The 25,115-nt window shown below is 26.7% G+C and carries 25 protein-coding genes and 3 tRNA genes; 1 reads left to right on the forward strand and 27 read right to left on the reverse strand.

Annotated elements, in window-relative coordinates; genetic code table 11:
• Positions 1 to 48 precede the first annotated feature (48 nt).
• From ABGF45_RS00715 to ABGF45_RS00830, 24 genes are all read right to left on the reverse strand, one after another.
• On the reverse strand, positions 49 to 1,203 hold the full coding sequence (locus tag ABGF45_RS00715) for an HlyD family efflux transporter periplasmic adaptor subunit (protein WP_134710640.1): 1,155 nt from the start codon (positions 1,201 to 1,203) through the stop codon (positions 49 to 51).
• On the reverse strand, positions 1,187 to 2,176 hold the full coding sequence (locus tag ABGF45_RS00720) for an NAD(P)H-dependent glycerol-3-phosphate dehydrogenase (RefSeq protein WP_134710639.1): 990 nt from the start codon (positions 2,174 to 2,176) through the stop codon (positions 1,187 to 1,189). The genes ABGF45_RS00715 and ABGF45_RS00720 overlap by 17 nt, the downstream gene beginning before the upstream one ends.
• A gap of 1 nt (position 2,177) precedes the next feature.
• Positions 2,178 to 2,771, reverse strand: coding sequence for a glycerol-3-phosphate 1-O-acyltransferase PlsY (gene plsY / locus ABGF45_RS00725; RefSeq protein WP_134710638.1), 594 nt, complete (start codon positions 2,769 to 2,771; stop codon positions 2,178 to 2,180).
• Positions 2,768 to 4,090, reverse strand: a complete 1,323-nt coding sequence (der, locus tag ABGF45_RS00730; RefSeq protein ID WP_134710637.1) for a ribosome biogenesis GTPase Der — start codon at positions 4,088 to 4,090, stop codon at positions 2,768 to 2,770. Before der ends, plsY begins: the two co-directional genes overlap by 4 nt.
• A 9-nt stretch (positions 4,091 to 4,099) precedes the next feature.
• A complete protein-coding gene (glyA, locus tag ABGF45_RS00735; protein ID WP_134710636.1) occupies positions 4,100 to 5,323 on the reverse strand; it encodes a serine hydroxymethyltransferase in 1,224 nt (407 codons plus the stop codon).
• A 1-nt stretch (position 5,324) separates the two neighbouring features.
• On the reverse strand, positions 5,325 to 5,756 hold the full coding sequence (locus tag ABGF45_RS00740; protein WP_134744336.1) for a SoxR reducing system RseC family protein: 432 nt from the start codon (positions 5,754 to 5,756) through the stop codon (positions 5,325 to 5,327).
• A 7-nt stretch (positions 5,757 to 5,763) separates the two neighbouring features.
• A complete protein-coding gene (aspS, locus tag ABGF45_RS00745) occupies positions 5,764 to 7,521 on the reverse strand; it encodes an aspartate--tRNA ligase (protein WP_134710634.1) in 1,758 nt (585 codons plus the stop codon).
• An 18-nt stretch (positions 7,522 to 7,539) separates the two neighbouring features.
• Positions 7,540 to 8,160: an MBL fold metallo-hydrolase gene (locus tag ABGF45_RS00750; protein ID WP_134710633.1), complete on the reverse strand. Its 621-nt coding sequence runs from the start codon at positions 8,158 to 8,160 to the stop codon at positions 7,540 to 7,542.
• 7 nt (positions 8,161 to 8,167) lie between these two features.
• On the reverse strand, positions 8,168 to 8,617 hold the full coding sequence (gene dtd, locus ABGF45_RS00755) for a D-aminoacyl-tRNA deacylase (protein WP_134710632.1): 450 nt from the start codon (positions 8,615 to 8,617) through the stop codon (positions 8,168 to 8,170).
• A complete protein-coding gene (locus ABGF45_RS00760) occupies positions 8,614 to 10,770 on the reverse strand; it encodes a bifunctional (p)ppGpp synthetase/guanosine-3',5'-bis(diphosphate) 3'-pyrophosphohydrolase (protein WP_134744335.1) in 2,157 nt (718 codons plus the stop codon). Before ABGF45_RS00760 ends, dtd begins: the two co-directional genes overlap by 4 nt.
• 1 nt (position 10,771) lies before the next feature.
• Positions 10,772 to 12,508 carry a single-stranded-DNA-specific exonuclease RecJ gene (gene recJ / locus ABGF45_RS00765; RefSeq protein ID WP_134744334.1) on the reverse strand — a complete coding sequence of 579 codons (1,737 nt, stop codon included), beginning with the start codon at positions 12,506 to 12,508 and terminating at the stop codon, positions 10,772 to 10,774.
• 51 nt (positions 12,509 to 12,559) lie between these two features.
• Complete coding sequence (yajC, locus tag ABGF45_RS00770; RefSeq protein WP_134710629.1) at positions 12,560 to 13,183, reverse strand: preprotein translocase subunit YajC; 624 nt, start codon at positions 13,181 to 13,183, stop codon at positions 12,560 to 12,562.
• On the reverse strand, positions 13,184 to 14,305 hold the full coding sequence (gene tgt / locus ABGF45_RS00775; RefSeq protein WP_134710628.1) for a tRNA guanosine(34) transglycosylase Tgt: 1,122 nt from the start codon (positions 14,303 to 14,305) through the stop codon (positions 13,184 to 13,186).
• A gap of 7 nt (positions 14,306 to 14,312) precedes the next feature.
• Positions 14,313 to 15,335, reverse strand: a complete 1,023-nt coding sequence (gene queA / locus ABGF45_RS00780) for a tRNA preQ1(34) S-adenosylmethionine ribosyltransferase-isomerase QueA (RefSeq protein WP_134744333.1) — start codon at positions 15,333 to 15,335, stop codon at positions 14,313 to 14,315.
• Positions 15,335 to 16,339, reverse strand: a complete 1,005-nt coding sequence (gene ruvB, locus ABGF45_RS00785; protein WP_134744332.1) for a Holliday junction branch migration DNA helicase RuvB — start codon at positions 16,337 to 16,339, stop codon at positions 15,335 to 15,337. Before ruvB ends, queA begins: the two co-directional genes overlap by 1 nt.
• A 1-nt stretch (position 16,340) precedes the next feature.
• On the reverse strand, positions 16,341 to 16,934 hold the full coding sequence (ruvA, locus tag ABGF45_RS00790) for a Holliday junction branch migration protein RuvA (RefSeq protein ID WP_134744331.1): 594 nt from the start codon (positions 16,932 to 16,934) through the stop codon (positions 16,341 to 16,343).
• Positions 16,935 to 16,936: 2 nt separating this feature from the next.
• Positions 16,937 to 17,431 (reverse strand): crossover junction endodeoxyribonuclease RuvC, encoded by a 495-nt coding sequence (gene ruvC / locus ABGF45_RS00795; RefSeq protein WP_134744330.1) that lies wholly within the window; start codon positions 17,429 to 17,431, stop codon positions 16,937 to 16,939.
• Positions 17,428 to 18,144 carry a hypothetical protein gene (locus tag ABGF45_RS00800; RefSeq protein ID WP_134710623.1) on the reverse strand — a complete coding sequence of 239 codons (717 nt, stop codon included), beginning with the start codon at positions 18,142 to 18,144 and terminating at the stop codon, positions 17,428 to 17,430. The genes ruvC and ABGF45_RS00800 overlap by 4 nt, the downstream gene beginning before the upstream one ends.
• Before the next feature lie 171 nt (positions 18,145 to 18,315).
• Complete coding sequence (locus ABGF45_RS00805; protein WP_134710622.1) at positions 18,316 to 19,257, reverse strand: L-lactate dehydrogenase; 942 nt, start codon at positions 19,255 to 19,257, stop codon at positions 18,316 to 18,318.
• 174 nt (positions 19,258 to 19,431) lie between these two features.
• Positions 19,432 to 19,508, reverse strand: a tRNA-Arg gene (locus tag ABGF45_RS00810).
• A gap of 48 nt (positions 19,509 to 19,556) precedes the next feature.
• Positions 19,557 to 19,631: transfer RNA gene (locus ABGF45_RS00815), tRNA-Gly, on the reverse strand.
• A 4-nt stretch (positions 19,632 to 19,635) separates the two neighbouring features.
• Positions 19,636 to 19,712: transfer RNA gene (locus ABGF45_RS00820), tRNA-Met, on the reverse strand.
• A 755-nt stretch (positions 19,713 to 20,467) separates the two neighbouring features.
• Positions 20,468 to 20,671: a hypothetical protein gene (locus tag ABGF45_RS00825; RefSeq protein WP_134710621.1), complete on the reverse strand. Its 204-nt coding sequence runs from the start codon at positions 20,669 to 20,671 to the stop codon at positions 20,468 to 20,470.
• 104 nt (positions 20,672 to 20,775) lie between these two features.
• Positions 20,776 to 22,830: a ComEC/Rec2 family competence protein gene (locus tag ABGF45_RS00830; RefSeq protein WP_134711412.1), complete on the reverse strand. Its 2,055-nt coding sequence runs from the start codon at positions 22,828 to 22,830 to the stop codon at positions 20,776 to 20,778.
• Positions 22,831 to 22,850: 20 nt separating this feature from the next.
• Between ABGF45_RS00830 and ABGF45_RS00835 the strand changes: the two genes are divergently transcribed.
• On the forward strand, positions 22,851 to 23,462 hold the full coding sequence (locus tag ABGF45_RS00835) for a hypothetical protein (RefSeq protein WP_134711411.1): 612 nt from the start codon (positions 22,851 to 22,853) through the stop codon (positions 23,460 to 23,462).
• Positions 23,463 to 23,528: 66 nt separating this feature from the next.
• Here ABGF45_RS00835 and ABGF45_RS00840 read toward each other — a convergent pair whose 3' ends face one another.
• From ABGF45_RS00840 to ABGF45_RS00850, 3 genes are all read right to left on the reverse strand, one after another.
• A complete protein-coding gene (locus ABGF45_RS00840) occupies positions 23,529 to 23,894 on the reverse strand; it encodes a sigma-70 family RNA polymerase sigma factor (RefSeq protein ID WP_134711410.1) in 366 nt (121 codons plus the stop codon).
• 140 nt (positions 23,895 to 24,034) lie between these two features.
• Positions 24,035 to 24,769, reverse strand: coding sequence for an HAD family phosphatase (locus tag ABGF45_RS00845; RefSeq protein WP_134711409.1), 735 nt, complete (start codon positions 24,767 to 24,769; stop codon positions 24,035 to 24,037).
• An 8-nt stretch (positions 24,770 to 24,777) separates the two neighbouring features.
• Positions 24,778 to 25,113 (reverse strand): hypothetical protein, encoded by a 336-nt coding sequence (locus ABGF45_RS00850; protein ID WP_134711408.1) that lies wholly within the window; start codon positions 25,111 to 25,113, stop codon positions 24,778 to 24,780.
• Positions 25,114 to 25,115 lie beyond the last annotated feature (2 nt).

A 25,115-nucleotide genomic window follows, 5' to 3' on the forward strand; every position in this document is an offset into this window, starting at 1 on the left:
TTATTTTATATTTCTTATTATAACTTATTCACAAACAATTTTCTATTTTTATTTATAATCATCATTTTCCCTATAATTTTTAGGATTTAAGATTATCTTAGAAAATGGATTTAATTCTTCAAAATCTTTATATATTGAAGATGTAATATTCGGAAAAATTTCCTTGAAATTATTTGATACATATACAAAATCATTTTCATTTTTTATAATTTTAACAGGGGTAAATTTTACTTTATTATTTTTAATAAAATAAACTCCCTCTACATTATATTGATTAAAAACTGCACTTTTAGGAACTTTATATGTAAATAATTTAATAGTTTCTAATTCAAAATTTATAAATCTATTATTTACAAATCCTTCTATATTATCAAATAATTTATATAATACAATTAATCCATCTTTATAATTTATTGATTTTTCAATTGTTGCATTATAATTTTTTTTATCAATTTTTAATTTTGCGGTCTGTAAATAATCCTTATTTAATTTTTGTGCATCTTTAATATACGTTAAAAAATAAAAATATTTATTATTTACATATTTTAAGCCCGGTATTTTTACAATTTTATTATTTGTTTTATTTGTAATAAGTTCTAAATTTGAACTTTCTAATGAATCAATATTATAAATAGTTTCATATCCATCATAAAAATTTACAATATATCCTGAACTATCAACTTTTACAGATTTATTTTTAATATATTCATTTAGATAATTTATCATTTTTTCAGAATTATTTGAATTGTTTAAGTTTTTAATTGAACTAATGTCTAAAAAATTTATTTTATTATTAATTATATTATTTTTTATTTTTTCAAAATTTCTAATATCATTAATGTTTTTAGATTTTTTAGTATCTTTTAAAACATTATATATTTTCGTGGCATTTTCATATGCATCGAAATTATTAGTATTATCAACAACACTATCAGCTCTATAAACTTTTTTACTGTCTATTTTTGTTTCAATATTATCAAAATTTTCAAACACAAATTCGTCAAATATTGCAACTCCACTTCCTGAAATATTGTTATTTACCTCATATGTATTACCAACATTATATAAATTATCTTCATTATTTTTATTTTTAAATAATGAATAAATTATAGAAAATAAAACTATTATTAGTGAAAAGATAAGAACAACTATTAAAATTATACTTTTTTTATATTTTAATATTCTCTTAAAATTCAAATTCATCTTTATTTTCCTTATTCATTAAAAATTTTGTAGCACTCTTTATATCTAAATTTTCATATAATATTTTGTATATCACTTCGGTTATCGGCATATATATTTTTTTTTGCTTACTGATATTATATAAAGCTTTACATGTTGATATAGATTCTACAACCATTCCTATTTCATTTTCTAAAGTAGAAATTGTATGACCTTTACCTATTAGTTCTCCTGCTTTTCTATTTCTACTATGTATTGAAGTTGCTGTTACAATCAAATCTCCCAATCCGGCTAATCCATATAAGGTCTTATCTTTCCCACCCATTGCTACACAAAACCTTGTCATTTCGTGTATTCCACGTGTCATAATAGCCGCTTTAGTGTTATCACCTAATCCTAAACCATCTAATATACCTATTCCCAATGCTAATACATTTTTAACCGCACCGCCAAGTTCAACACCTACTAAATCATTATTAGTATATATTCTTAAGCTGTTACTTGACATTAATTCTTGAACATCTCTAGCAAGATTTATATCTTTACTTGCAGCTACTAATGATGTTGGAATTGATTCAATAACTTCCTCAGCGTGTGACGGTCCAGATAATGCTACAAATTTATTATTAGGTAAAAATTCTTCAAAAATTTCTGATATACTCAAATTTGAATTTAATTCAATTCCCTTAGATAAGTTTATAATTATATTATCTTCATTGAAATATTTAGAATAATCTTCCAGTATATTTCTTATTTTTTGAGTAGGTATAGCATTTATCACGTATTTATTTTTTAACACATCTTTAATATTAGATGATGCCTTGATGTTATCAGGCAAAATGTAATCTTTCAAATATCTGTCATTTTTATGAAGATTATTTATAGAATTACAAGTATCCTTGTTTCTAACATACATAATAACATCATATTTACTTGATAATTCTTTAGAAATAGCGGTACCCCAACTACCACCACCTAATACTGAAATTTCCATGTTATACATCCATTCTTTTTGTTTTTTTCTCTTTTCCCTCAATTAATCTTTTAATGTTTTCTCTATGACTATAAATTACAATTATTGTATTTAACAATGACATAATTACAAAAGCTATATTTGTATTATGAACTATTAAAACATATACAAATGCTAGTATAGTAAGTGCCAATGAAGCAACAGATACAATTTTTACAGTATAGTTAAAAATCAAAAATCCTATTGCTTGTAAAATTGCAATTTTATAATCTGTATATAAATTTACACCTATACTTGTCGCCATTCCTTTACCACCCTTAAATGCATAATATATCGGCCAAACATGCCCAATCACGACTACTACTCCTGCAATATACTGCCCATATTGAGGCTCTAAATAATATGCTATAAATGGAGCTAGAAATCCTTTTAATGAGTCAATAATAAATGCCATAGTGGCATATTTCATTCCATAATTTCTAAAAATATTGGTTGAACCTGCATTTCCACTACCTTTAGTTCTAATATCTTCATTAAAATGTGTATAACTAATTATGATAGCTCCCGAAACAGATCCTATTATATACGAAATTAATATTATAAGTAAATAAATCATTGTTCAAATTTCCTACTTCTAACTTCTAAAGTTATAGGAACTCCCCTAAAATTAAAATTTTCTCTTATTTTATTTTCTATATATCTCAAGTAAGAAAAATGCATTAATTCTTCATCATTTACATAAACTAAGAACTTTGGTGGTCTTGTTGTTACTTGCGAAATATAATAAATTTTTAATTGTTTACCCTTTTTGGCCTTTGGAGGATTTAATAAAATAGCATCTCTTAACATTGTATTTAGTGTACCGGTCGCTACTCTAAAGCTATAGTTTTGATCCACTTCTTCTATTAAATCAAATAATTTATCTATTCTTTGCTTTTTTAGCACTGATATAAATGTTACTGGTGCATAAGGCGTAAAACCTAATTTATTTCTAATTAAATCTTCATACTGCTTCATAGTATTTGTTTCTTTTTCAATAGCATCCCATTTATTAATAACAATTATTGATGCTTTATTATTATTATGAGCATATCCTATAATCTTGGTATCCTGCTCAGTAATACCTTCTTTTGCGTCGATAAAAAATAAAACTATATCAGATCTATCTACTGCATTATATGTTCTAATCACAGAAAATTTTTCAACTCTTGTGTTAACAGATCTTTGTCTTCTAAGTCCTGCCGTGTCAATAAATGTATATTTTTTTCCATCTTTTTCATAATCACTATCAATAGAATCTCTAGTAGTTCCCGCAATATCTGATACAATTGCTCTTTCTTCACCTAAAAGCATATTGATAAACGAAGATTTTCCTACATTCGGTTTTCCGATTACAGCAATTTTTAACCTGTCTTCTTCATCTTCTTTTAAACTATCATCCGGAAACTTTTCAATTATTACATCAAGCAAATCACCAATTCCATATCCTTGCTCTGCAGAAATAACATATAATTCACCAATTCCAAGATTGTAAAATTCATAAACTGATAATGGAGTTTCTTTAGTTTCAATTTTATTAACTACAACTAAAACTTCTCTTCCTGATTTTCTTAATTTTTCAGCAATAAGCATATCTAAAGATGTCATACCATCTCTACCATCTACTAAAAACATAATTAAATCCGAAGAATCAATAGCTATATCAGCTTGCATTTCAATTTCTTTATTAAAATCACCAGTATAATCTAACTCCAATCCTCCTGTATCGACTAAAACAAATTTATTATTTTGCCATTCAACTTCACTATATAATCTATCTCTGGTAACCCCTGGTGTGTCTTCTGTAATAGAAAGTCTCTTACCAACTAATTTATTAAATAATGTTGATTTTCCAACGTTTGGTCTTCCTATAATACTTACAATAGGTCTTGCCATATAAACTCCTTAATATAATGGATATTTAGAAGTTAGATATTTTACTTCTTTTATAATCTCATTATTTTCCTTTTTATTTAATAAAACATCACAAATCAAATTACCAATTTGTTCCATTTCATATTCTTTCATTCCTCTTGTTGTCATTGCTGGTGTTCCTAGTCTTATACCTGAAGTTACCATTGGACTTTTTGTTTCATTTGGAATAGTATTTTTATTTACAGTTATATTAACTTCATCAAGCATGTACTCAGCTTCTTTTCCTGTTAATCCAACACTTGAAACATCAGCCAAAATTAAATGATTATCAGTACCACCGGAAACAAGTCTTATGCCTCTTTTAGATAAAACTTCTGCTAATTTTTTAGCGTTTTTTAACACCTGTTTTTGATATTCTTTGAATTCATCAGTCATAGCTTCCTTAAAACAAATTGCCTTTGCAGCAATTATGTGTTCTAAGGGTCCTCCTTGAGTCCCGGGGAATATTGCTTTATTAATTTTTTGTGCATATTCCTTTGTGCTTAAAATAAATGCACCTCTAGGTCCTCTTAAAGTTTTATGACTTGTACTTGTAACTATATCTGCATATTCTACAGGATTTTGATGTAATCCCGCAGCAACTAAACCCGCAATATGAGCCATATCTACCATAAAAATTGCTCCTACTTCGTCAGCAATTTCCTTAAATTTCTTAAAATCTATTTTTCTTGAATATGCACTAGCACCAGCTAATACAATTTTGGGTTTTTCCGCTAAAGCAATTTTGTATACATCATCATAATTTATTAATTCTGTTTCTTTATCTACTCCATAATGAACAAAATTAAAGTATGTTCCTGAAATACTTACCTTAGAACCATGTGTTAAATGCCCTCCCTCATTTAGATTCATCGCTAAGACTTTATCAAATGGATTCATTAATGCAAAGTATACGCCTAAATTTGCACTTGAACCACTATGTGGCTGTACATTAGCATGATCAGCTCCAAATAATTGCTTTGCTCTATCTATTGCTAATTGTTCTGCTTCATCAATAAATTTACAACCTCCATAATATCTTCTGCCCGGATAACCTTCAGCATATTTATTTGTTAATACTGAACCTGCAGCTTCTAATATAGCTTTTGACACAAAATTTTCAGAAGCTATCAATTCTATATTATTTTGTTGTCTGTTCTCTTCCTTTTTTATGATATCAAATAATTCTCTATCAAAATTTTGTATATTCTTCATATTAATAACCTCTAAATTTGCTTAATTTAATTAAATTTTCTCTGTCTTCTTTCTTGTCAAAAGAGCTTAACATCGCATAAGAAACAACTAATGCAGTAATACCTGATATAAATGAAATTATATCGCTGGGATTTTTACCTTGTAATTTATTTGAAATTAATATTCCAACCACCATTATTATTAGTGGTAAAATATATAAAACTAATGATGCTTTCAGCATTTTTGTTGTCTTAAATTCTAAATTTACGGGATCCCCAACTTTTGCATTTATGGTATTTTGTACTATTAAATATTTTTTACCGTATTCACATGATTTTGCATGGTGTATTTTGGTTAATGTTGAGCAACTACAATCACCACATGTTTTGGATGATACCATCATGACAACCGCTTTATCATCATCAACTTTTGTTATAACTCCAACTTTATTCATTTTTCCTCTAATCTTCAACAAATCTAATATTTAATTCATCCAATTGTTTTTTATCAATTGTTGTTGGTGCTTCAGTTAGTAAACATGAAGCTGATTGAGTTTTAGGAAACGCTATTACATCCTTGATATTATCTTTATTTAATAATGTCATAACAAGTCTGTCTAAACCAAATGCCAATCCACCATGTGGAGGTGTACCATAGCTAAGTGATTCTACAAAAAATCCAAATTTACGTTCTATATCTTCTTTAGATAATTTTAAAGCATTAAATATTTTATTTTGTAAATCAGAATTGTTTATTCTAATTGAGCCACCACCTATTTCATCTCCATTTATAACTAAATCATAAGCTTTAGCTCTCATTTTTTCAGGATTTGAATCTAATAATTTAATATCCTCATCAACCGGATGTGTGAATGGATGATGTTTTGCAACATATCTATTCTCTTCGTCATCATATTCAAACATAGGAAATTCATTAATCCATGTAATAGCAAATTCATCTTCCTTAAATTCAATATTTTCTGAAGCAATCATAACTCTTAAGCTGCCCATTAACTCAGAAACTTTTGGTTCTTTATCAATTATTACAAGTGCCAAATCTCCGTCTTTTAATTCTAATCTTTCAATTAATGAGTCATTATATTCTTCATTTAAAAATTTATTGATGCTGGAATTAATTTCTCCATTTTCATATCTAAACCAAATTAATCCTGAAGCTCCCATTCCTTTCATTGAAGATGTGATTTTATCAATTTGTTTTCTTGAATATTTTGATGATAATCCGTTAAAGTTAATTGCCTTAATTTTCTTGTTTTCATTTACAGAATCTGTAAATAAATTAAATTCTATTTTATCCGATAAATCAGAAATATCCTTAATTTCAAACCCATATCTTAAATCAGGTTTATCTGACCCGAATCTTGACATAGCGTCATCATAGCTCATTCTATTAAATGGTAATTTTAAATCAATTCCCTTTACTCTCTTAAAAATATATTGAATTAATTTTTCATTAATTTCCATTACATCTTCTTCATCTACAAAGCTCATTTCTAAATCTACTTGTGTAAATTCAGGTTGTCTATTTGCTCTTAAATCTTCATCTCTAAAACATTTTACGATTTGATAATATCTATCTGTACCAGCAACCATCAAGATTTGCTTAAATAATTGTGGTGATTGTGGTAAAGCGTAAAACCCATGTTTGCTTATTCTTGACGGTACAATATAGTCCCTTGCTCCTTCAGGAGTTGGCTTTGTAAGCATTGGAGTTTCTACTTCAATAAATTCATTATCATACAAGAAATCTCTAAATGCTTTAACTATTTCAGCTCTATCTCTTAACATTTTTTGCATAGACAATTTTCTTAAATCTAAATATCTATATTTTAATCTCATTTCCTCAGAAGCATTATCATTATCTTTTATATAAATTGGTGGTGTTTTAGAAGTATCATAAACAACTAATTCACTAGAAATAATTTCTACATCCCCAGTAGGAATATCTTTATTTTTACTTTCTCTTTCAAAAACTTTTCCTCTTACACCAACAACATATTCAGATTTTAATTCTTTAGCCTTATTATAAAGTTCTTCATTATCTTCTTTTTTGAAAACAATTTGTGCAATACCAAACTTATCTCTCAAATCTATAAATACTAATGGACCTAGGTCTCTAGATTTTTGAACCCAACCATTTAATACTACCTCTTCACCAATATTTTCTTTTCTTAATTGTCCACAAAAATGTGTTCTTTTCATGTTTCTCTCCTAATTAATTTATTTACATGCAACAAATGGATTATATTTTTTTTCATGCCCGACCTTTGTATTACTACCATGTCCGGGCAACAAAATATTTTCATCATCCATTTCATAAATAACATTTTGAATTGATGCTACCAAATCACTGTGATTTGAACCCTTAAAATCTGTCCTTCCAACAGATTCTAAAAATATTAAATCTCCACAAAACACCAGATTATCTAATATGTATATAACACTATCATAGCTATGTCCGGGTGTATATATATATTTGAAAATATCTATATCTCCATTTTCATCAGATAAGTATATATCAGCATTTGTTGTAAATGAATTACCAAAAACCGAACTTAAATTAAGAACAGGGTTAGTTAAATAATCTTCACAATATTTATGTGCTACAACTTTTAAATTATATTTATCTCTCCAAAAATCAACTTTTTCAATATGATCAAAATGACCATGAGTCAATAATAAATACTTAATATTTAATTGTTTTTCTTCGATAATATCTATAAATTTTTGTATTTTAGATGGTGCATCTATCAAATATCCATCTAAAGTTTCTTCGTTATATATCAAATAACAATTTGTATTCATTGGATTATTACCATTTTTTAAAACTTTATATTTCATAAAAACCTCAATATAATTTTTCAGAGTCTAACTGGATTGTAACCGGGCCGTCATTTAACAGCTCTATTTTCATATCTGCTCCAAAAACTCCCGTTTTAACTATATCAATATCTTTTTTTATTTCTTCGACAAATTGATTATAAATTTTTTCTGCTTTTTCCTGTTTAGCAGCTCTCATAAAATTAGGTCTATTACCTTTTCTAGCATCACCAAATAATGTAAACTGTGATACAACCATCACTTCGCCTTTTACATCTTTAACAGATAAATTCATTTTATCATTAGAATCTTCAAAAATCCTTAGCCCAACAATTTTATTTTTAATATAATTTAAGTCAGTGATATTATCATCTTCTGAAACTCCTAAAAAAACTAATAATCCATTATTAATCTCAGAATATAAGTTTGAATCAATATTTAATTTAACCCATTTAACTCTTTGAATTATTGCTCTCAATTTTTCTCCCTAAATACTTTTATAGTACCATCTATTTTTTTTATTATATTATAAATTCTATCAATATCTGAATTAGACTTTACTAAAATTACAAGTGATATATTTATTGTACTGTCATGATTTTGTTTTGTATTAATTGCAGAAATATCAAATCCATCCTTAGAAAGCCCTTTAGTTAAATCAGCTAAATATGCAGGTCTATTTTCAATAATAACTTTAACCTGCACCGGGAAACTTGAATTATTATTTTCACTCCATTTTACTTCAATAAGTCTTTCTTTATTTTTAAGATTTATTATGTTTTTACAATTAATTCTATGAACTGATACTCCATGTCCATGAGTTATATATCCTATAACCTTATCTCCCGGAACAGGGTTACAACATTTTGCAAATTTAGTTTCTAAATTTGTAATATCATCAATTATAATTGCTTCATTAATATTTTTATCTTTATGAGGATTTTTATCCTCAATATTTACAAGATTTGAAATTTCTTCTTCTTTTTTATATTTATCATTATATTTTTTTTCTAAAAATTTAATAACATTTTCAACTTGAACTGTACCATATCCTATTAAATTATATAATGACTCAATTGAGAGAGCATTATTTTTTTCAGCTGCATTTAATAGCCATTCATCAACCATCAATTTTGAAACATCATGACCTTTTTTTCTAAGTTCTTTTTCAAGTAGTTCCTGACCAAGTTCGATATTTTCTTCTCTTGATTTTTTCTTAAAAAATGCTCTTATTTTATTTTTTGCATGTTGAGTAACTGCCATATCAAGCCAACCCAGATTTGGTCCTGTTGAGTTTTTAGAAGTAAGAATTGTTACAATATCTCCAGTTTTAAGTTTGTAATTTAATGGTTGAATTTTACCGTTTATTTTAGCTCCTACACATTTGTTTCCTACTTCTGAATGGACTCTATATGCAAAATCTATCGGTGTAGCCCCCTTTTGTAAATCAACAACATCACCTTTTGGTGAAAATACATAAACCTCATCATTAAATAAGTCATTTTTAAAATTATCAATAAACTCATATGCTGACGTGTCTTTTCCCCATTCTATAACTTGTCTTATCCAATTTAATCTGTTGTCAAAATTTGAAGCTTTCTTCTTACCTTCTTTGTATTGCCAGTGATTAGCAATACCGTATTCAGCATTTCTGTGCATTTCTTCAGTTCTAATTTGAACTTCAAAAATTTGTCCTTTTTCACCGATTACTGTTGTATGCAACGATTGGTAAAAATTGGGTTTTGGCATTGCAATATAATCCTTAAATCTACCTGGTATTGGCTTCCATAAATTGTGAACAATACCTAAAACTGCATAACATTGATTTATATCTTTAACAATTACTCTCACTGCAATCAAATCAAATATATTGTCAATTGTTGTTTCCTGCTTTTGCATCTTATTATAGATACTATAAATTCCTTTAGGTCTTCCTGTCATTGTAAATCTAATATTTATCTTATCAAGTTCAGTTGATAATTTGTCCATAATATGTTGAATAATTTTTTCTCTTTCAGATCTTTTTTGATCAATTTGTTGAGCAACAGAATAATATGATACAGGATCAATATATCTTAAACACAAATCTTCAAGCTCCCATTTAATTGCATTAATTCCTAGTCTATGGGCTATAGGAACATAAATTTCTAAAGTTTCATTAGCGGTTTTAATTTGTTTATCCCTATCTTTATATTCTAATGTTCTCATATTATGAAGCCTATCAGATAATTTTATAATAATTACCCTGATATCATTAGCCATAGCTAATACCATTTTTCTTATACTTTCAATTTGAGCTTCTTCTTTTGTTTTATATTGAAGATTTTTTAATTTTGTTACGCCATCAACAAGAGCAGTAATTTCTTCTCCAAATTCCTTCTCCATATCAGATTTTGAATAATCTGTATCTTCTAAAATATCATGCATCAATCCGGCACAAATTGTCTGATCATCCATTTGCATTGAAGCCAAAATAATTGAAACTTCAAGAGGATGTACTATATATTCTTCTCCTGAATTACGCACTTGTCCCTTGTGTTTTTCTTTTGCTAAATTAAAAGCCTTAGTAATTAATTCAACATCTAAATCCTTATTATATTTTCTTACCGCCTCTAATAATCTTTCTAACATATTACCTCATTGAGATTAAATTTAATTGAATACTCGTGTATCCGTTAAAAGTATTTTCTCCAATTTTATAAACTATATCATAATTTTTATTTTTAATTATATATATATCATCAATATTAATTTCTAATTTATCAAGTATTTCATCAATTCTGAAATTTATCGCATCCAATAAAATGCCATCTTGCTCAAATTTAATCTTTAATACATTTTTATCTTTTCCAAGTAAAAATATATCTCTTACAAAAACATTTTTACTTGCAAATATGGGTTCAGAAAACCCATAACCGTATGGACTTAGCTCGTTTATTTGATTGATTAAGTTTTTATCTATATTTTTAAAATTCAAACAATAATCTAAATCGATTGACTTATTAAAATCATCCTCCACGAGATTGCTATCCAATTGAATTTTTTCATTAAAAGACTTTAATTTTTCTTTTTCTATACTCAAGCCACATGCCATTGCATGCCCGCCAAAAGCAACAAATTCATCCCTAAAATTATTAAATTTTTCAAACATATTATATGCACTTATACTTCTACCTGATCCTTTTAGGATACCTTCATTTGAAGAATCAGTGAGAATTAATGTAGGCTTATTATACTTATCTTTTACCCTACCTGCAACAAGTCCACAAATACTTTCATGAATACTTGAATCATATACAACAATTATATCATTTTTATGGATATTTTCATATTCAATATTTTCAATTGCCAATTCTACAGATTTTTGAGTCATTTCCTTTCTTTCATCGTTTAATTCAACTAAGGTTTTAGAATATGTATTTGCCTCATCAATGTTGTCAGTTAAAAAAAGTTCAACACCCAATTTTGCTGTATAAATTCTTCCACTTGCATTTATAATAGGACCAATTAAAAAACCTACTGTGTATATATCTACCGGCTTTTCCCATTTAATTTCATTTAACAAGGATTTTATTCCGATATTATTAGTTTTATTTATAAGCCTTAACCCTTCGATAACTATTATTCTATTTTCATCAACGATTTTCATCATATCACAAACTGTCCCAAGCATTGCAAATTGAAGAAGAAAATATATACTTTTCTTTTCTAATCCAATATTTTTACCATACAGTTCAATAATTGCATCTATAAATTTATAAGCAACTACAGCTCCACATATATCATCAAAAGGATAATCATCATCCATTCTATGCGGATTAATTACCGCATCAGCATTTGGAAGATTATCAACTCCATCTATATTTACAACCTCATGATGATCAGTAACTATAACTCTAATATTATTTTTCTTCGCATAATCTATCGCTTCAAAAGCTGCTATTCCATTATCACATGTTATAATTAATTTAACATTATTTTCAATACAATCATCTACAATATTTTTATTTAATCCATAACCATCTTCAATTCTATCAGGTATTGAGTATAACACATTTTCATAAAATAATTTAATTCCTTTATAAAGTATTACAGTTGCAGCTACACCATCTTGATCATAATCACCGGAAATCATTATTTTTTCATTTTTCATCATAGAATCAAATAATACATCAACCCCCTTTTGCATATCTCTCATCAATAAGGGAGAATGTAAATTATCAATATTTGAATTAAATATGCTATCTATTTTATAAGCATCAGTTATGTCTCTATTAGCTAATAATATTTTTTGAAAACTTGTAATATTTTTTTTATCTTTTATTTTATTGTAATTTTCTATTTTATTTATTAAATACCAATTTTCCATAAAACTCCTATAAAAAAATGAAAAGTAAAATACTTTTCATTTTTCAAAATCCTAATTTCTTGGATCTATTAACACTCTTCTTTTTCCTAAATCCAGATTACTTAACACTCCTAAATATTCTAAATCTTCTACTATTTTATTTGCTCTTTCTTCATCAAGTCTAAATTTATTTTGTATGGAAATAACCTCTGTATCATTTTCAACAACAATAAACTCATATACATCTTCAAGTAATAAGTCATATTTTCTATCTTGATCTTTTTTAGCTTTTAACTCTTCAATTTTATCTAAAAATCTCTTATCATTGCCATAAGAAAAATCGCCAACAGGAACATTTGCAAATTGTGAGTTCGAATTATTAACACTACTTTCTTTATCATATGATACAATATGGCTCAGTGCCTGTTTTAAATATTCAATTTGTGTATTATTATTTCCGGTCTCAATAATAAATGTTTCATCTTTAACTTCTATAACCTTACCTTTTGCACCTGATCTTGTTACTACTATATCACCAACTTTTAATGCACTCATAGCCTGTTTAAATTCTTGTTGTTGTTTCTTTTGCGGTCTTATTAGTAAAAAGTAAAAAGCTATACCAATCAATGCAAACATAAAAATTGATGAAAATAGTTGTCCTTGTGGTTGTTGAGCTGCTAATAATAAATTTGACATCTAATCCTCCTTAGTATATCCATATTTTTTATAAAATTCTTCTTTATATTCTAAAAATCTATCCTCTAAAATTGATTCTCTTATATTTTCCATTAAATGTGTAAGAAAATACAAATTATGATATGATAATAATCTAGCTCCTAAAATTTCATTAACATTTACTAAGTGTCTAATATATGCTTTTGTATAATTTTTGCATGTATAACAATCACACTCCGGATCTAGTGGTGTAAAATCTTCTCTATATTTTGCATTTTTTATAGTAACTTTTCCATGAGAAGTCATTGCTGCACCATTTCTTGCAATTCTTGTAGGAAGTACACAATCAGCCATATCAATACCGGCTTCGACTGATTCAAATAAATAATCCGGCGTGCCTACACCCATATTATATCTTGGTTTATCTTCCGGTAATAACGGCGTTGTAAATCTAAGAATATCTATCATTTCTTCTTTTGTTTCTCCAACACTTAATCCACCTACCGCAAATCCTTGACAATTTCTTTTAATTGTTTCCTCAGCAGATTTTTTTCTTAAATCCTTAAACAATCCCCCCTGTACAATTCCAAATAATGCTTGATTTTTATTTGTATGAGTTTCTATACATCTATCCAGCCATCTTAAGGTCATTTCTAATGATTGTGCTACATACTCTTTAGTAGCTGTTGGATATACACATTCATCAAAAGCCATCATAATATCTGAACCAAGATTTTGTTGAATTTCAATTGATTTTTCTGGAGTAATCATTTGTTTAGATCCATCAATATGAGATTGAAATACTACACCTTCCTCAGTAATTTTATTAATGTGCCCTAAACTGAATACCTGAAATCCACCACTATCCGTTAAAATAGGTTTATTCCAATTCATAAATTTATGCAATCCACCTGCTTTTTTTACCAAATCATCACCTGGTCTTAAAAATAAGTGATAAGTATTACCTAATATAATTTGTGCACCTAAATCCTCTAATTCCTCCGGAGTCATTGCTTTCACTGTTGCTTTTGTCCCAACAGGCATAAATACCGGAGTTTTAATATCTCCATGCGGCGTATGTATAACTCCCGCTCTAGCTTCACACTGTGAAGATTTTTTCTCTAATTCATATTTTATTGCCATTTTTTACCTACTTTATTAACATTGCATCCCCAAAACTAAAGAATCTATAATTATTTCTTTTAGCTTCTTCATATGCTTCTAATATTCTTTCTCTATTATAAAATGAACTAATTAACATTATCAATGTAGATTTTGGTAAATGAAAATTAGTAATCATAGCATCTACAGTCTTAAAATTAAATCCAGGATAAATAAAGATATCTGTCCAATCACTATCAGCCTGAACTTTTCCATATTTTCTAGATATTGATTCTAAGGTACGAACCGATGTTGTACCTACCGCAATAACTCTATTCCCTTTATTTTTTGCTTCATTAATTGTTTCTGCATTTTCTTTGTCTAAAATATAATATTCACTATGCATTTTATGTTCTTCAATTTTTTCATCATTAACAGGCTTAAATGTACCCAAGCCAACATGTAATGTTAAATAAGCTAATTTAATGCCCTTATCTTTAATTTGTTGAAGCAGTTGTGTTGTAAAATGTAATCCGGCAGTCGGTGCAGCGACTGATCCATCATGTTTCGCATACACTGTTTGATATTTGGATTTATCTTCTAATCTTTCTGTAATGTATGGTGGCAGTGGAACATTTCCAATCTCATTTAATATTTCATTAAATATACCATCATATTTCATTTCTAAAATTCTATGACCTTCTTCAGTAATATCGATAACTTCTGCTTTTAATTTTTCATCAAAAATAATTTCACTACCAATTTTAAATTTTCTTCCGGGTTTTACTAAACATTCCCATTTTTTTTCTTCAATATTAGTTAATAAAAATACTTCTAAAGCTTCTTTTTTATCCTTTCTATGTCCAAATAATCTAGCAGGAATAACCTTAGAATTATTAACTACCAAAACATCTCCTTCATTTAAGTAGTCAATAATATCATAAAATCTCTTATGTTCAATTGTTTCATTTTTTCTATCTAATATCATAAGTTTAGATTCAGATCTTTTATCCTCAGGATGTTGAGCAATAAAAGAATGATCTAATTCGTAATCAAAATCTTTTGTATCCATTAATCTTCCTTATATGTAATCCCAAAATGATCATACGCTTTTTTAGAAAGCACCCTACCTCTAGATGTTCTGTTTAAAAAACCGATTTGTAGTAAATATGGTTCATAAACATCTTCTATAGTGACAGATTCTTGTCCTGTCGCAGCAGCAATAGTATCAATACCTACCGGTCCTCCATTAAAGTTTTCAGCTATTATTGTAACTATTTTTTTATCAAGTTTATCTAATCCCATACTGTCAACTTCTAAAAAGTCTAATGATTTTTTTGCGGTTTTTAAATCTATACTTCCATCGCCCTTAATTTGAGCGTAGTCTCTAACTCTTTTTAATAATCTGTTCGCTATTCTTGGTGTGCCTCTTGAACGTCTCCCTATTTCTTTAGCGGATTCTTTATCTATACCTACATTTAATATATCTGCTGATCTCTCAATAATATGAGACAAATCATTTTCATCATATAAATCTAATTCAAGTAACACACCAAATCTATCCCTTAATGGAGATGAAAGCATACCTGCTTTAGTTGTAGCTCCTATGAGAGTAAATTTTTCTAAATCAATTCTCAAGCTTTGTGCTGAAGGTCCTTTACCTACGATAATATCTAATGCAAAATCCTCCATTGCAGAATATAAAACTTCCTCAACAGTTTTATTAATTCTATGAATTTCATCAATAAAAAGTACATCATTTTTATCTAAATTAGTTAGAATACTTGCAAGATCTCCAGGTCTTGAAATTGCAGGTCCTGAAGTAACTTTAACCTTTACACCCAATTCATTTGCAATAATTTGTGATAAAGTAGTTTTTCCTAACCCTGGAGGACCTTGTAACAATACATGATCTAATGCATCATTTCTTTTTTTGGCCGCCTCAATAAATACTTTAAGTTTATCCTTTACTTTATTCTGCCCTATGTATTCACGAAGCCATCTAGGTCTTAAAGAATATTCACTTTTTTCTTCATCATTCAATAAACTCGAACCTACTATCCTATTTTCTGACATATTACATCCTCTTTAACGCTGCCTTTACAATATCTGATAAATCCATATTTTCAATATTTAATCCCTTTAATGAATTTTCAGCATCCATTTTTGTATATCCTAAATTCATTAATGCTTCAATCGCAAACTCATAATCTCCGGAATTTTGAATATTTACTTTTGGATTAGAAATTGTTGGAATATTGTTTATTTTTTCTATATCTATTTTATCAGATAATTCTAAAATAATCCTGCTTGCACTCTTTTTACCAATTCCGGGGGCTTTTGATATAGTATTAATATCATTACCTATTATAGCTAATTCTATCTCATATACAGTTAGAGTGGACAAAATAGACAACGCAGCCTTTGGTCCAATTCCAGATACCTGTTTTAAATTTAAAAACATTTCTAAATCATCAAAATTTTCAAAACCATACAATAATACAGCATCATCTCTCACAACAAATTCTGTATAAATCTTATATGTATTATTTTTGATCAATGTAGAAATGTTTTTTTGCGACATAAATATTTTATAGCCGATATTATTCGTTTCTAATACAATATAATCTTCTCTTAATATTTTTACTTCACCAATCAAATATGAAAACATAACTACTCCATTTTATATAAATCTTTAAGTTTACCACTAAAACTATGACATATCGCTATAGCTAATGCATCTGCTGCATCATCAGGTTTTGGAATATCCTTAAGATTTAAAATTCTCTTAACACTTTCTTGAACTTGTTTTTTTACAGCTCGTCCATATCCAGTTAATGCTGTCTTTATTTGTAAAGGAGTATATTCATATATTTCCAAATTATTTACCTTAGCAGCAAGTATTTCAACACCTCTTGCTTGACTAACGTTTATAAACGTCTTTGTATTTTTCTCATGAAATAATTTTTCGTAGGCGACTTCAGTAGGTTTATATTGCTTTATAATTGCATTTAATTCATTAAAAATAATTTCCAACCTATCTTGAGTTTTAATATTAGCATCTGTTTGAATACTTCCATATTCTAACATACTAATCGTATTTCCATCTTTTTTTATTATTCCATAGCCAACAATTGCAATACCGGGATCTATACCTAAAATAATCATCTATATCTTCCTAATACACAATCATTTAATGCACACCAAAATTGATTAAAATATGCTTCATTAATGCTTCTGTTTATATAAAATTTAGCTTTATTATAAATGTGAAGCAATTCATTAATTGTCAAATTTTTACCCTCAAGAGTTAAAATATTTGCATTATTTGTATCTACTACAACTTGTTTATCAATGTAAAAGTTTATTCTAAAAAATTTTTTCTTAATATTTTTATCTAAGAAATAATTGACATTAACTTCATTATTTGCGATTATTTTACTCTTCATAAAATCATCTTTTATTTGTTTCTTAAAATCAATAACAGCTGTGTCTTTTGAATTTTGCAATAAAAGTCTCATATTATTTAATTCTGAAGGATTATATAATTTTAATGCGATTCTCTCCAATTGATCAATTAAATCTTCACAATAATACGCATTTGTATATGCTTTTATTGAAAAAGCAAACTCCAGTCTACTCAAATCTTCACTAACCATTTTACTAATAGCATCAACTATTAGCTTTTTATCTTTTCTACCTCTTATACTTCTTCGCAATCCTGTTAATAATGCTTTAGTTACGTCATATTTAGGCGTGAAATTATTGCCAACATTTTTATTTTCAAGCCAAGATAGCAATAAATAAATTGAATCTGGATCTTCATTATATAAAAACTGATATTCAAGACTTTTTTCAAAATCCAAACTATTCTCTAACATCACTATCCCCTCTCAATAATTTTGCAATTAAAATTATACTATAAAATCTACATAATTTCCACGTAAATATTACAAAAATATTAAAGATTTTTGAATAAAAAAAAGCCCTTGAACTATTCATCAGTAGTTCAAGGGCTTTTTAAATTATTATTTTATTTAAACATTTTAATATTATTTTTTATAAAAACTTTTTTCAATAATATCTCTTAATGTTTTTGCAGATGCATTCATTCTTTCCTGTTCATTATCATTTAATGAAATTTCTAAAACATTTTTCACACCATTTGAATTTATAATTGCTGGCACTCCAATATATAAGTCTTCTTGTCCATATTCTCCCCTTAAATATGATGATACGGAATATATACTATTTTCATTATTTAAAATAGCTTGAGCAATTTTGGCCATAGCTACTGCTATTCCATAAAATGTAGCACCTTTTCGATTTATAATTTCATACGCCGCATCTCTTACCTTGTCAAATGATTGTAGTAATGTTTCTTCATCAACTTGATTATGTTTTGTCCATTCAGCTATTGGTAATCCACCAATATTTGCATGTGACCATACCGGAAATTCACTATCTCCATGTTCACCCATAATGTATGCATGAATTGACTTAGGATCTACTTTTGTAATTTCAGCTATTTCTTTTCTTAATCTATTTGAATCTAAAACTGTACCTGTACCAATTACTCTATTTGCATTAAATCCTGAATATTTCCATGTAGCATATGTCATAACATCAACAGGATTACTTGCTACTAAAAATATACCATTAAATCCAGAACCTACTACACTTGTTACAATATCCTTAAAAATCTTTAAGTTTTTATCAACTAATTGCAATCTTGTTTCACCAGGCTTTTGTGGAATACCCGCTGTAATAACAACTATATCAGCATCATGACAATCTTCATATGTCGCCTTATAAATATCTTTTGATGCAGTAAATGCTAAAGCATCGGATAAATCCATCGCATCACCTTCAGCCTTATCGGCATTCAGATCTATAATACCCAATTCTCTACCTACTCCTAAAATTGTACAAGCAAATGCAAAACTTGAACCAACAGCACCATCTCCTACCAATATAATTTTATTTTTTTTCATATCCACCTCCTTAAATTTATTTATCTTAAATTACTTATATAGTTATAATACATCTAACAAACTCAAATGAATGTGAGCAATATCACAACTGATAATTTTCTAACCTTTTGTTATATTATATCAAAAATACTTATAAAACAAAATAAAAAAGACTAGATATAATCTAATCTTTTTTGGCGTGTCGTAAAGGATTCGAACCCTCGACCTTCTGGTCCGTAGCCAGACGCTCTATCCAGCTGAGCTAACGACACAAATATTAAAATAATAAAAAAAGCACCAATTACACAATTGATGCTTAGTGGAGCGGAAAACGAGATTCGAACTCGCGACCCTCGCCTTGGCAAGGCGATGCTCTACCACTGAGCCACTTCCGCAAATTGGTAGCGGTGGACAGATTTGAACTGCCGACACTACGGGTATGAACCGTATGCTCTAGCCAACTGAGCTACACCGCCGTTTTTTAGCAACATAGATATAATAGCATCTTCAAATTAAAATGTCAATACTTTTTTTATAGTTCTAAATTTATCTTCAAAAAACTCTAATAATATATATGTGAAACAACTACTATTTTAGTACCAATATTTATAATTTATCCCCATGAATTTTTTGAATAAATTAATACTCTATATACCTTAAGCTAAGATATTTAGAAGAATTTTTAATTTTTTTTTAAAAATAGAAAAAAATTTACAGCCATTGAATAAATGCTACTATAGTGCCATAATCTTCTATATTACCTTAATCTTCTATTATTACCTTAATAAATGAAAAATTTTATAGCATATTTCTAACAACAAAAAACAAGCTCATTTACAAATTTATTCAAGCTTTTATGCCCTTAACATGAATATCCCACTTATAATTACAGGTAAATTCTTTTGAAAATCATGTATTATAATAATTTTTTTATATTACAGGTAAAAAAGGTTAAAAATAATCATGTATTACAAATATTTTAACAATTTACATGAAAAATTTTACAAATCACTGTTTTACATACATGTAATTATTACATTATTAAAATTTACAGGTAGTTGTCCTAAAAAAATTACCTGTATATTTAAATAAACTCCTATTTACATGATTTATAGCTATCATAAAATCGGAACATTTTTTGAAACGAATACTCGAAAAAATTTACATAATTTATCTTCATAATAATCGGAAGTTAATTTCCAATTTTATGCAATTTCATATAGAATTGGAACTACTCTTCCAATCCCCCCTTTTTATATTTAATAAAAAGAACTATTGATACAACTAATGTGATAAACTCCAAAACTATCATTGCATACCAAATTGAATTAACTCCAAATATTGATGGAATGATGTTTACACTCAAAGCAACTAAGACATATCCTCTTAAGATGCTTATAATAAAATCTTTTCTTGGAGTTCTTACTGAAGTCAAATATCCCCCCTGTAACTATGTTAAGTCCTAGTAACAGTAGTACAAATATATAAATTCTGTTATTGATTTTCCTTTGGCATCTTACGAATTATTTTATATTTTTCCTAATACAAAATAATTTTCTTAATAAACTCCACCACATCATACTTATGTTTATACGGATATATCGAATATCCGTATCTATTAATGTAGATTTCAATGTTTCCTTGCTTTTCGATTATAAATGTTTTTATATTTCTGTTATTAAGTCTTTCCAATAGTTGATGATGTGAAATTTTTAAAAAATCTATCCTATCCTCATTTTTTATAAATTTCTCCTTATCCTCAGCATCTCCTGTGAGTAAAATATTACTATTAAAAACTTTTAACAAAAGTACGAGTGAACTATCATTAGAAGACTTTGCATTTTTACCATCTAAAATCACCTTAAAACATGCATTCCCAATATTTATCTTTTCTCCATTTTTTAGAGATTTTGCATTGTAATTTTTTAGTGTGTTGGAATAAATTTTTCCAATATTCATAACTGATACTAAATATTGCAAATTTCCCATGTGGTCAAAATCATTGTGAGAAATAAAGACATTGTCAATTTTTGTGACGCCATTCTTATATAAATAATCATAAAGATTTCTGCCTGATAATTCCGGATTAAACATATTTCCCCCGGTGTCTATAAGTGTTGTAATACCTTTATTTCTAAGCATTATTGCACCTCCCTGACCTACATCAACAACATTTATCACAGCATAAGGCAATAAGAATGTTTTCAGTAAAATTACTGGAAAAATCGCAAAAATTAAGTATAATTTCTTATTCTTTCTAAATTTATATAAAATCATTCTGTAATTTAAGATGCAAATTATAATTAAATAATAAATTACAATCATTTTTACATTTGAATAAGGAAATGTTATTTCAAATGATTCTTTTATTACATTAAATGGAGAAATTATAAGCGAAACGATGCAAAAAATACCCTCAATAAATAAGCTTACTAATTTTAATCTAATAAAAATATAGGTAAAACCCGATAATAAAGCTACACTTACAAATGGTAATATAAGTATATTTGTAAAAATGGAGAGTAAATTTATTTTATTGAAAAAGTAAATTGAAAATGGGAGTAAACCTATTTGAATAGCTATTGGTGTAATAAAAATTTTTGGAATTTTTTTGTATAAATTAGACACTTTATTAGGTAAATAATATATTGAAAACATAGTTATATAACTAAGGTAAAATCCTGTCGAATATATGAAAAATGGATTCACAATAAGTGACACTAACATAGATACAAAAAGTGTATTATATCTATCTTTTATATTATTTGTGTAAATAGCAAACATTGTTATAACATACATACTTAAAGCCCTAATTAAAGAAATTGGAAAATCAACAAGATATCCGTAAAATATTAAAAACATAATTACAAATATCCCAAAATATTTTTTGCTTATTTTCATTCTTCTGCCAATACTATCTAAGAATAATATCAAAATATTTAAATGAAGTCCCGAAATAGCTAAAACATGAGATAATCCCAAATCCTTAAAATCATCAAACATTTCATTATCGGATTTTTCTGACAAAATCATAGAATTCATAAATGATGAAGAAATCTTATTTAAATTTTCATCAAAAAATTCTTTAAGATGATTGTAAATGCTATATTTCAATCTATTTTTATGACCAATTTTAGATACAATTTTTGAATTAACTTCATAAAAAACATTTTTACTCTTTAAATAGCTTTCCTTATTAAATGTGTTAAAATTATTTGATGTCTTTGGTTTATTTAATTTTTCAGTAAAAGAAACAATATCCCCTAAAGCAAAATCTTTGCTGGTTTTTAATAAAATATTAAAATTTTTATATCTTAAATAATAATGAATATTAAATTCTTTAACTTCTTTTCTAAATATTTCAGCACGAATTTTTGTCTTACTTACTTGATTTGATGGATATCTAAGATATACTGAAATTATGGAAATAAAAATGATTATAATCATTAGTATAGCATTTTTTTTATTTTTACTATAAAATAAAAGAAAAATGAATAATAAAAAAATATAAAAATTTAAGTTAAGATCAAAAAATTCATAAAAAATTATACCTAAAATATAATAGATTAAAATAAAAATTATTGGTCTTTTCATGAAAACTCCTAGAGGTAAAAATGTTAAATAATTATATAAATAAAATAAATACACGTATTGTAAAAAGAAAATTTTTTGAAGCAAAATATCATATTGTCCCTGCCGATAACATCTTATTAGATTATAAAAAACTTAATATTGAAAAAGAAGAAATTATGATAAATGATCAAAAAGTAGATTATATATACGATTCAAGTGTTGGTACAGTTTTAGTATCAAACCTTAAACCTATATCTGATAAGATAAGTATATCAGTAAATTATGAAAATAGATACAAAATTTTAAAATCTTTAACAGCAAGATTACTTATTAAATCCGTTTTAAAAAAATATTTTTCATTAGATTGTGAAAAATTTTATACAAGAATTGAAAAATCAACATTCTCTATTAATAATTTATTTTTCGAAAAAGATGTTGAACAAATAATTTCAATACTAGAAAAAAATATTAACGAATATATTAAAAACGATGTTAAAATTATAAAATCAAATAATAGAACTACTATACCCGGTATTTTTTCTATTGAAAAAAATTGTATTACCGTATCATCATTATCAGAAATAAGAAGATTCAAAATAATAGATTATACTTTTAATAATAATGGTGTCATTATTTCTTACGGGATAGAATAATTGTATAACAGGAGGAAAAACTTAATTGTAAATTTAAATTACAATTATTTCAGGATTTCCTCCTTTTTATTTTATATTAAATAATCCTTCAAACTCTTTTATATACTTACTCATTTTACTATATATTTTTCTCATCCTCCTATGATACGTTGATTCTGATATATACAGTATAGTACAGATATCAGTGATTGACATCCTGTACTTAAATTTCATTTCTATTAAATCTTTTTCTTTTTTATCAAGCATTGAAAATAAAAGAAACATTAATTGTTCAGTATTTTTTATATTAAATTTTTTCTTACTTTTCTTTACTCTCCTTTTATTAATAAAATATTTATATTGCTCCTCTTTAATAATATTTTTGTACTCTTTATTATATTTATAAAAGTCTTCAAATATCTCCTCAATTATTAATTTATCAACATATTTCATTATATTGTATCCTGACTTATCCTCCTGAATACTTTATAAATATACATAAAAAGATAAGTGTTTATCAAGATACAAAAAAAATACTATATAATCATAAATTTTCTGATTATACAGTACTTTAACTTTTTTTTTATTAAATTTTATTCAGTTTTTAATGTATAATGGTCGACATTTATATCTACATGATAAATTACATCTTTTCTTTCAACAATAATATCGACTCTTCCCCTAAGTTCTTTATCATCTCTAATTATATCCAAAAATTTTTTGGATGGATTTATCGCTGTTGCATTCTTCATAGTTTTTAACATTGAAAAATCCCCATTTGTATCTCCATATGCATATGAATTATCAATGTCAATATCGTATTTTTCAACTAAAAATTTTATCTCTTTTAACTTTGAATCACTATCCCACATTTGGGAAATTTGTCCGGTAAAATTACCATCGCAATCAAAAATATAATCTGTACCTGAGCAATCATCTATATTATATACTTGTCCAAGCATCTTTACTAAATAAGTAGGAGACCCTGACACAAAAAATACTTTATGCCCTTGCTCCTTATGCCATTTAATTCTATCTCTTGTAAATGTATAAACCAGCTCACCTTCTTCTTTGATAACTTGTTTAGCTGTTTCAACAATTAAAGCTTTATTTATTCCCATTAATTTTTCTTTATATAACAATCCTATTTCTGAAATATAATCATCATAGTCACCATATCTTTTTTCAAAAGCTTCATACTTAGCTTTTATATTTTTTATATATGATTCTTCATCAATTATTCCATATTTTACTAATTTTTTGAAATGTTTTACCATAATGGATTCTCTCATTAAGGTACCATCTATATCAAAAAAAGCACCTATCATATGACCTCCTATTTTCTCTTAACTGTTTTTTTCTTAAAAATTCCTCCTAATGAATCTAAGATATCTAAAATAAAAGCAAACATAATACCCACTATACCAAAAGTAATAACTTCACTTCCAATTTTTAGCATTGCTAATCCTGTTGTATTTAATAAAAATATATATCCATTAATAAATAAAATCACTCCTACTATAAATATTGCTAAATTTATATAGTATTTCATTTTCTTATTTTTTATAAATGAATATACTAATATTGTTGCAATTATTGATACAATAACTAAAATAGGAATTATACTATTTGAACTTCCATATTTTGAAATTAATTTAAGTATTGATCTCATTA

Source organism: Helcococcus sp. KG196 (assembly GCF_046035495.1).
GTDB lineage: Bacteria > Bacillota > Clostridia > Tissierellales > Peptoniphilaceae > Helcococcus > Helcococcus ovis.

Coding starts and splice junctions, on each gene's coding strand:
- recJ (WP_134744334.1), bottom strand. CDS start 12,508: ATGGAAAATTGGTATTTAATAAATAAAATAGAAAATTACAATAAAATA.
- ABGF45_RS00740 (WP_134744336.1), bottom strand. CDS start 5,756: ATGAATAAAGTTGGAGTTATAACAAAAGTTGATGATGATAAAGCGGTT.
- ABGF45_RS00835 (WP_134711411.1), top strand. CDS start 22,851: ATGTTAAATAATTATATAAATAAAATAAATACACGTATTGTAAAAAGA.
- ABGF45_RS00760 (WP_134744335.1), bottom strand. CDS start 10,770: ATGTTAGAAAGATTATTAGAGGCGGTAAGAAAATATAATAAGGATTTA.
- glyA (WP_134710636.1), bottom strand. CDS start 5,323: ATGAAGAATATACAAAATTTTGATAGAGAATTATTTGATATCATAAAA.
- plsY (WP_134710638.1), bottom strand. CDS start 2,771: ATGATTTATTTACTTATAATATTAATTTCGTATATAATAGGATCTGTT.
- ABGF45_RS00840 (WP_134711410.1), bottom strand. CDS start 23,894: ATGAAATATGTTGATAAATTAATAATTGAGGAGATATTTGAAGACTTT.
- tgt (WP_134710628.1), bottom strand. CDS start 14,305: ATGGCAATAAAATATGAATTAGAGAAAAAATCTTCACAGTGTGAAGCT.
- ABGF45_RS00750 (WP_134710633.1), bottom strand. CDS start 8,160: ATGAAATATAAAGTTTTAAAAAATGGTAATAATCCAATGAATACAAAT.
- yajC (WP_134710629.1), bottom strand. CDS start 13,183: ATGTCAAATTTATTATTAGCAGCTCAACAACCACAAGGACAACTATTT.
- ABGF45_RS00800 (WP_134710623.1), bottom strand. CDS start 18,144: ATGTTAGAGAATAGTTTGGATTTTGAAAAAAGTCTTGAATATCAGTTT.
- ABGF45_RS00715 (WP_134710640.1), bottom strand. CDS start 1,203: ATGAATTTGAATTTTAAGAGAATATTAAAATATAAAAAAAGTATAATT.
- der (WP_134710637.1), bottom strand. CDS start 4,090: ATGGCAAGACCTATTGTAAGTATTATAGGAAGACCAAACGTTGGAAAA.
- ABGF45_RS00720 (WP_134710639.1), bottom strand. CDS start 2,176: ATGGAAATTTCAGTATTAGGTGGTGGTAGTTGGGGTACCGCTATTTCT.
- ruvB (WP_134744332.1), bottom strand. CDS start 16,339: ATGTCAGAAAATAGGATAGTAGGTTCGAGTTTATTGAATGATGAAGAA.
- ABGF45_RS00845 (WP_134711409.1), bottom strand. CDS start 24,769: ATGATAGGTGCTTTTTTTGATATAGATGGTACCTTAATGAGAGAATCC.
- ruvC (WP_134744330.1), bottom strand. CDS start 17,431: ATGATTATTTTAGGTATAGATCCCGGTATTGCAATTGTTGGCTATGGA.
- ABGF45_RS00850 (WP_134711408.1), bottom strand. CDS start 25,113: ATGAGATCAATACTTAAATTAATTTCAAAATATGGAAGTTCAAATAGT.
- ABGF45_RS00805 (WP_134710622.1), bottom strand. CDS start 19,257: ATGAAAAAAAATAAAATTATATTGGTAGGAGATGGTGCTGTTGGTTCA.
- aspS (WP_134710634.1), bottom strand. CDS start 7,521: ATGAAAAGAACACATTTTTGTGGACAATTAAGAAAAGAAAATATTGGT.
- ruvA (WP_134744331.1), bottom strand. CDS start 16,934: ATGTTTTCATATTTGATTGGTGAAGTAAAAATATTAAGAGAAGATTAT.
- queA (WP_134744333.1), bottom strand. CDS start 15,335: ATGGATACAAAAGATTTTGATTACGAATTAGATCATTCTTTTATTGCT.
- ABGF45_RS00830 (WP_134711412.1), bottom strand. CDS start 22,830: ATGAAAAGACCAATAATTTTTATTTTAATCTATTATATTTTAGGTATA.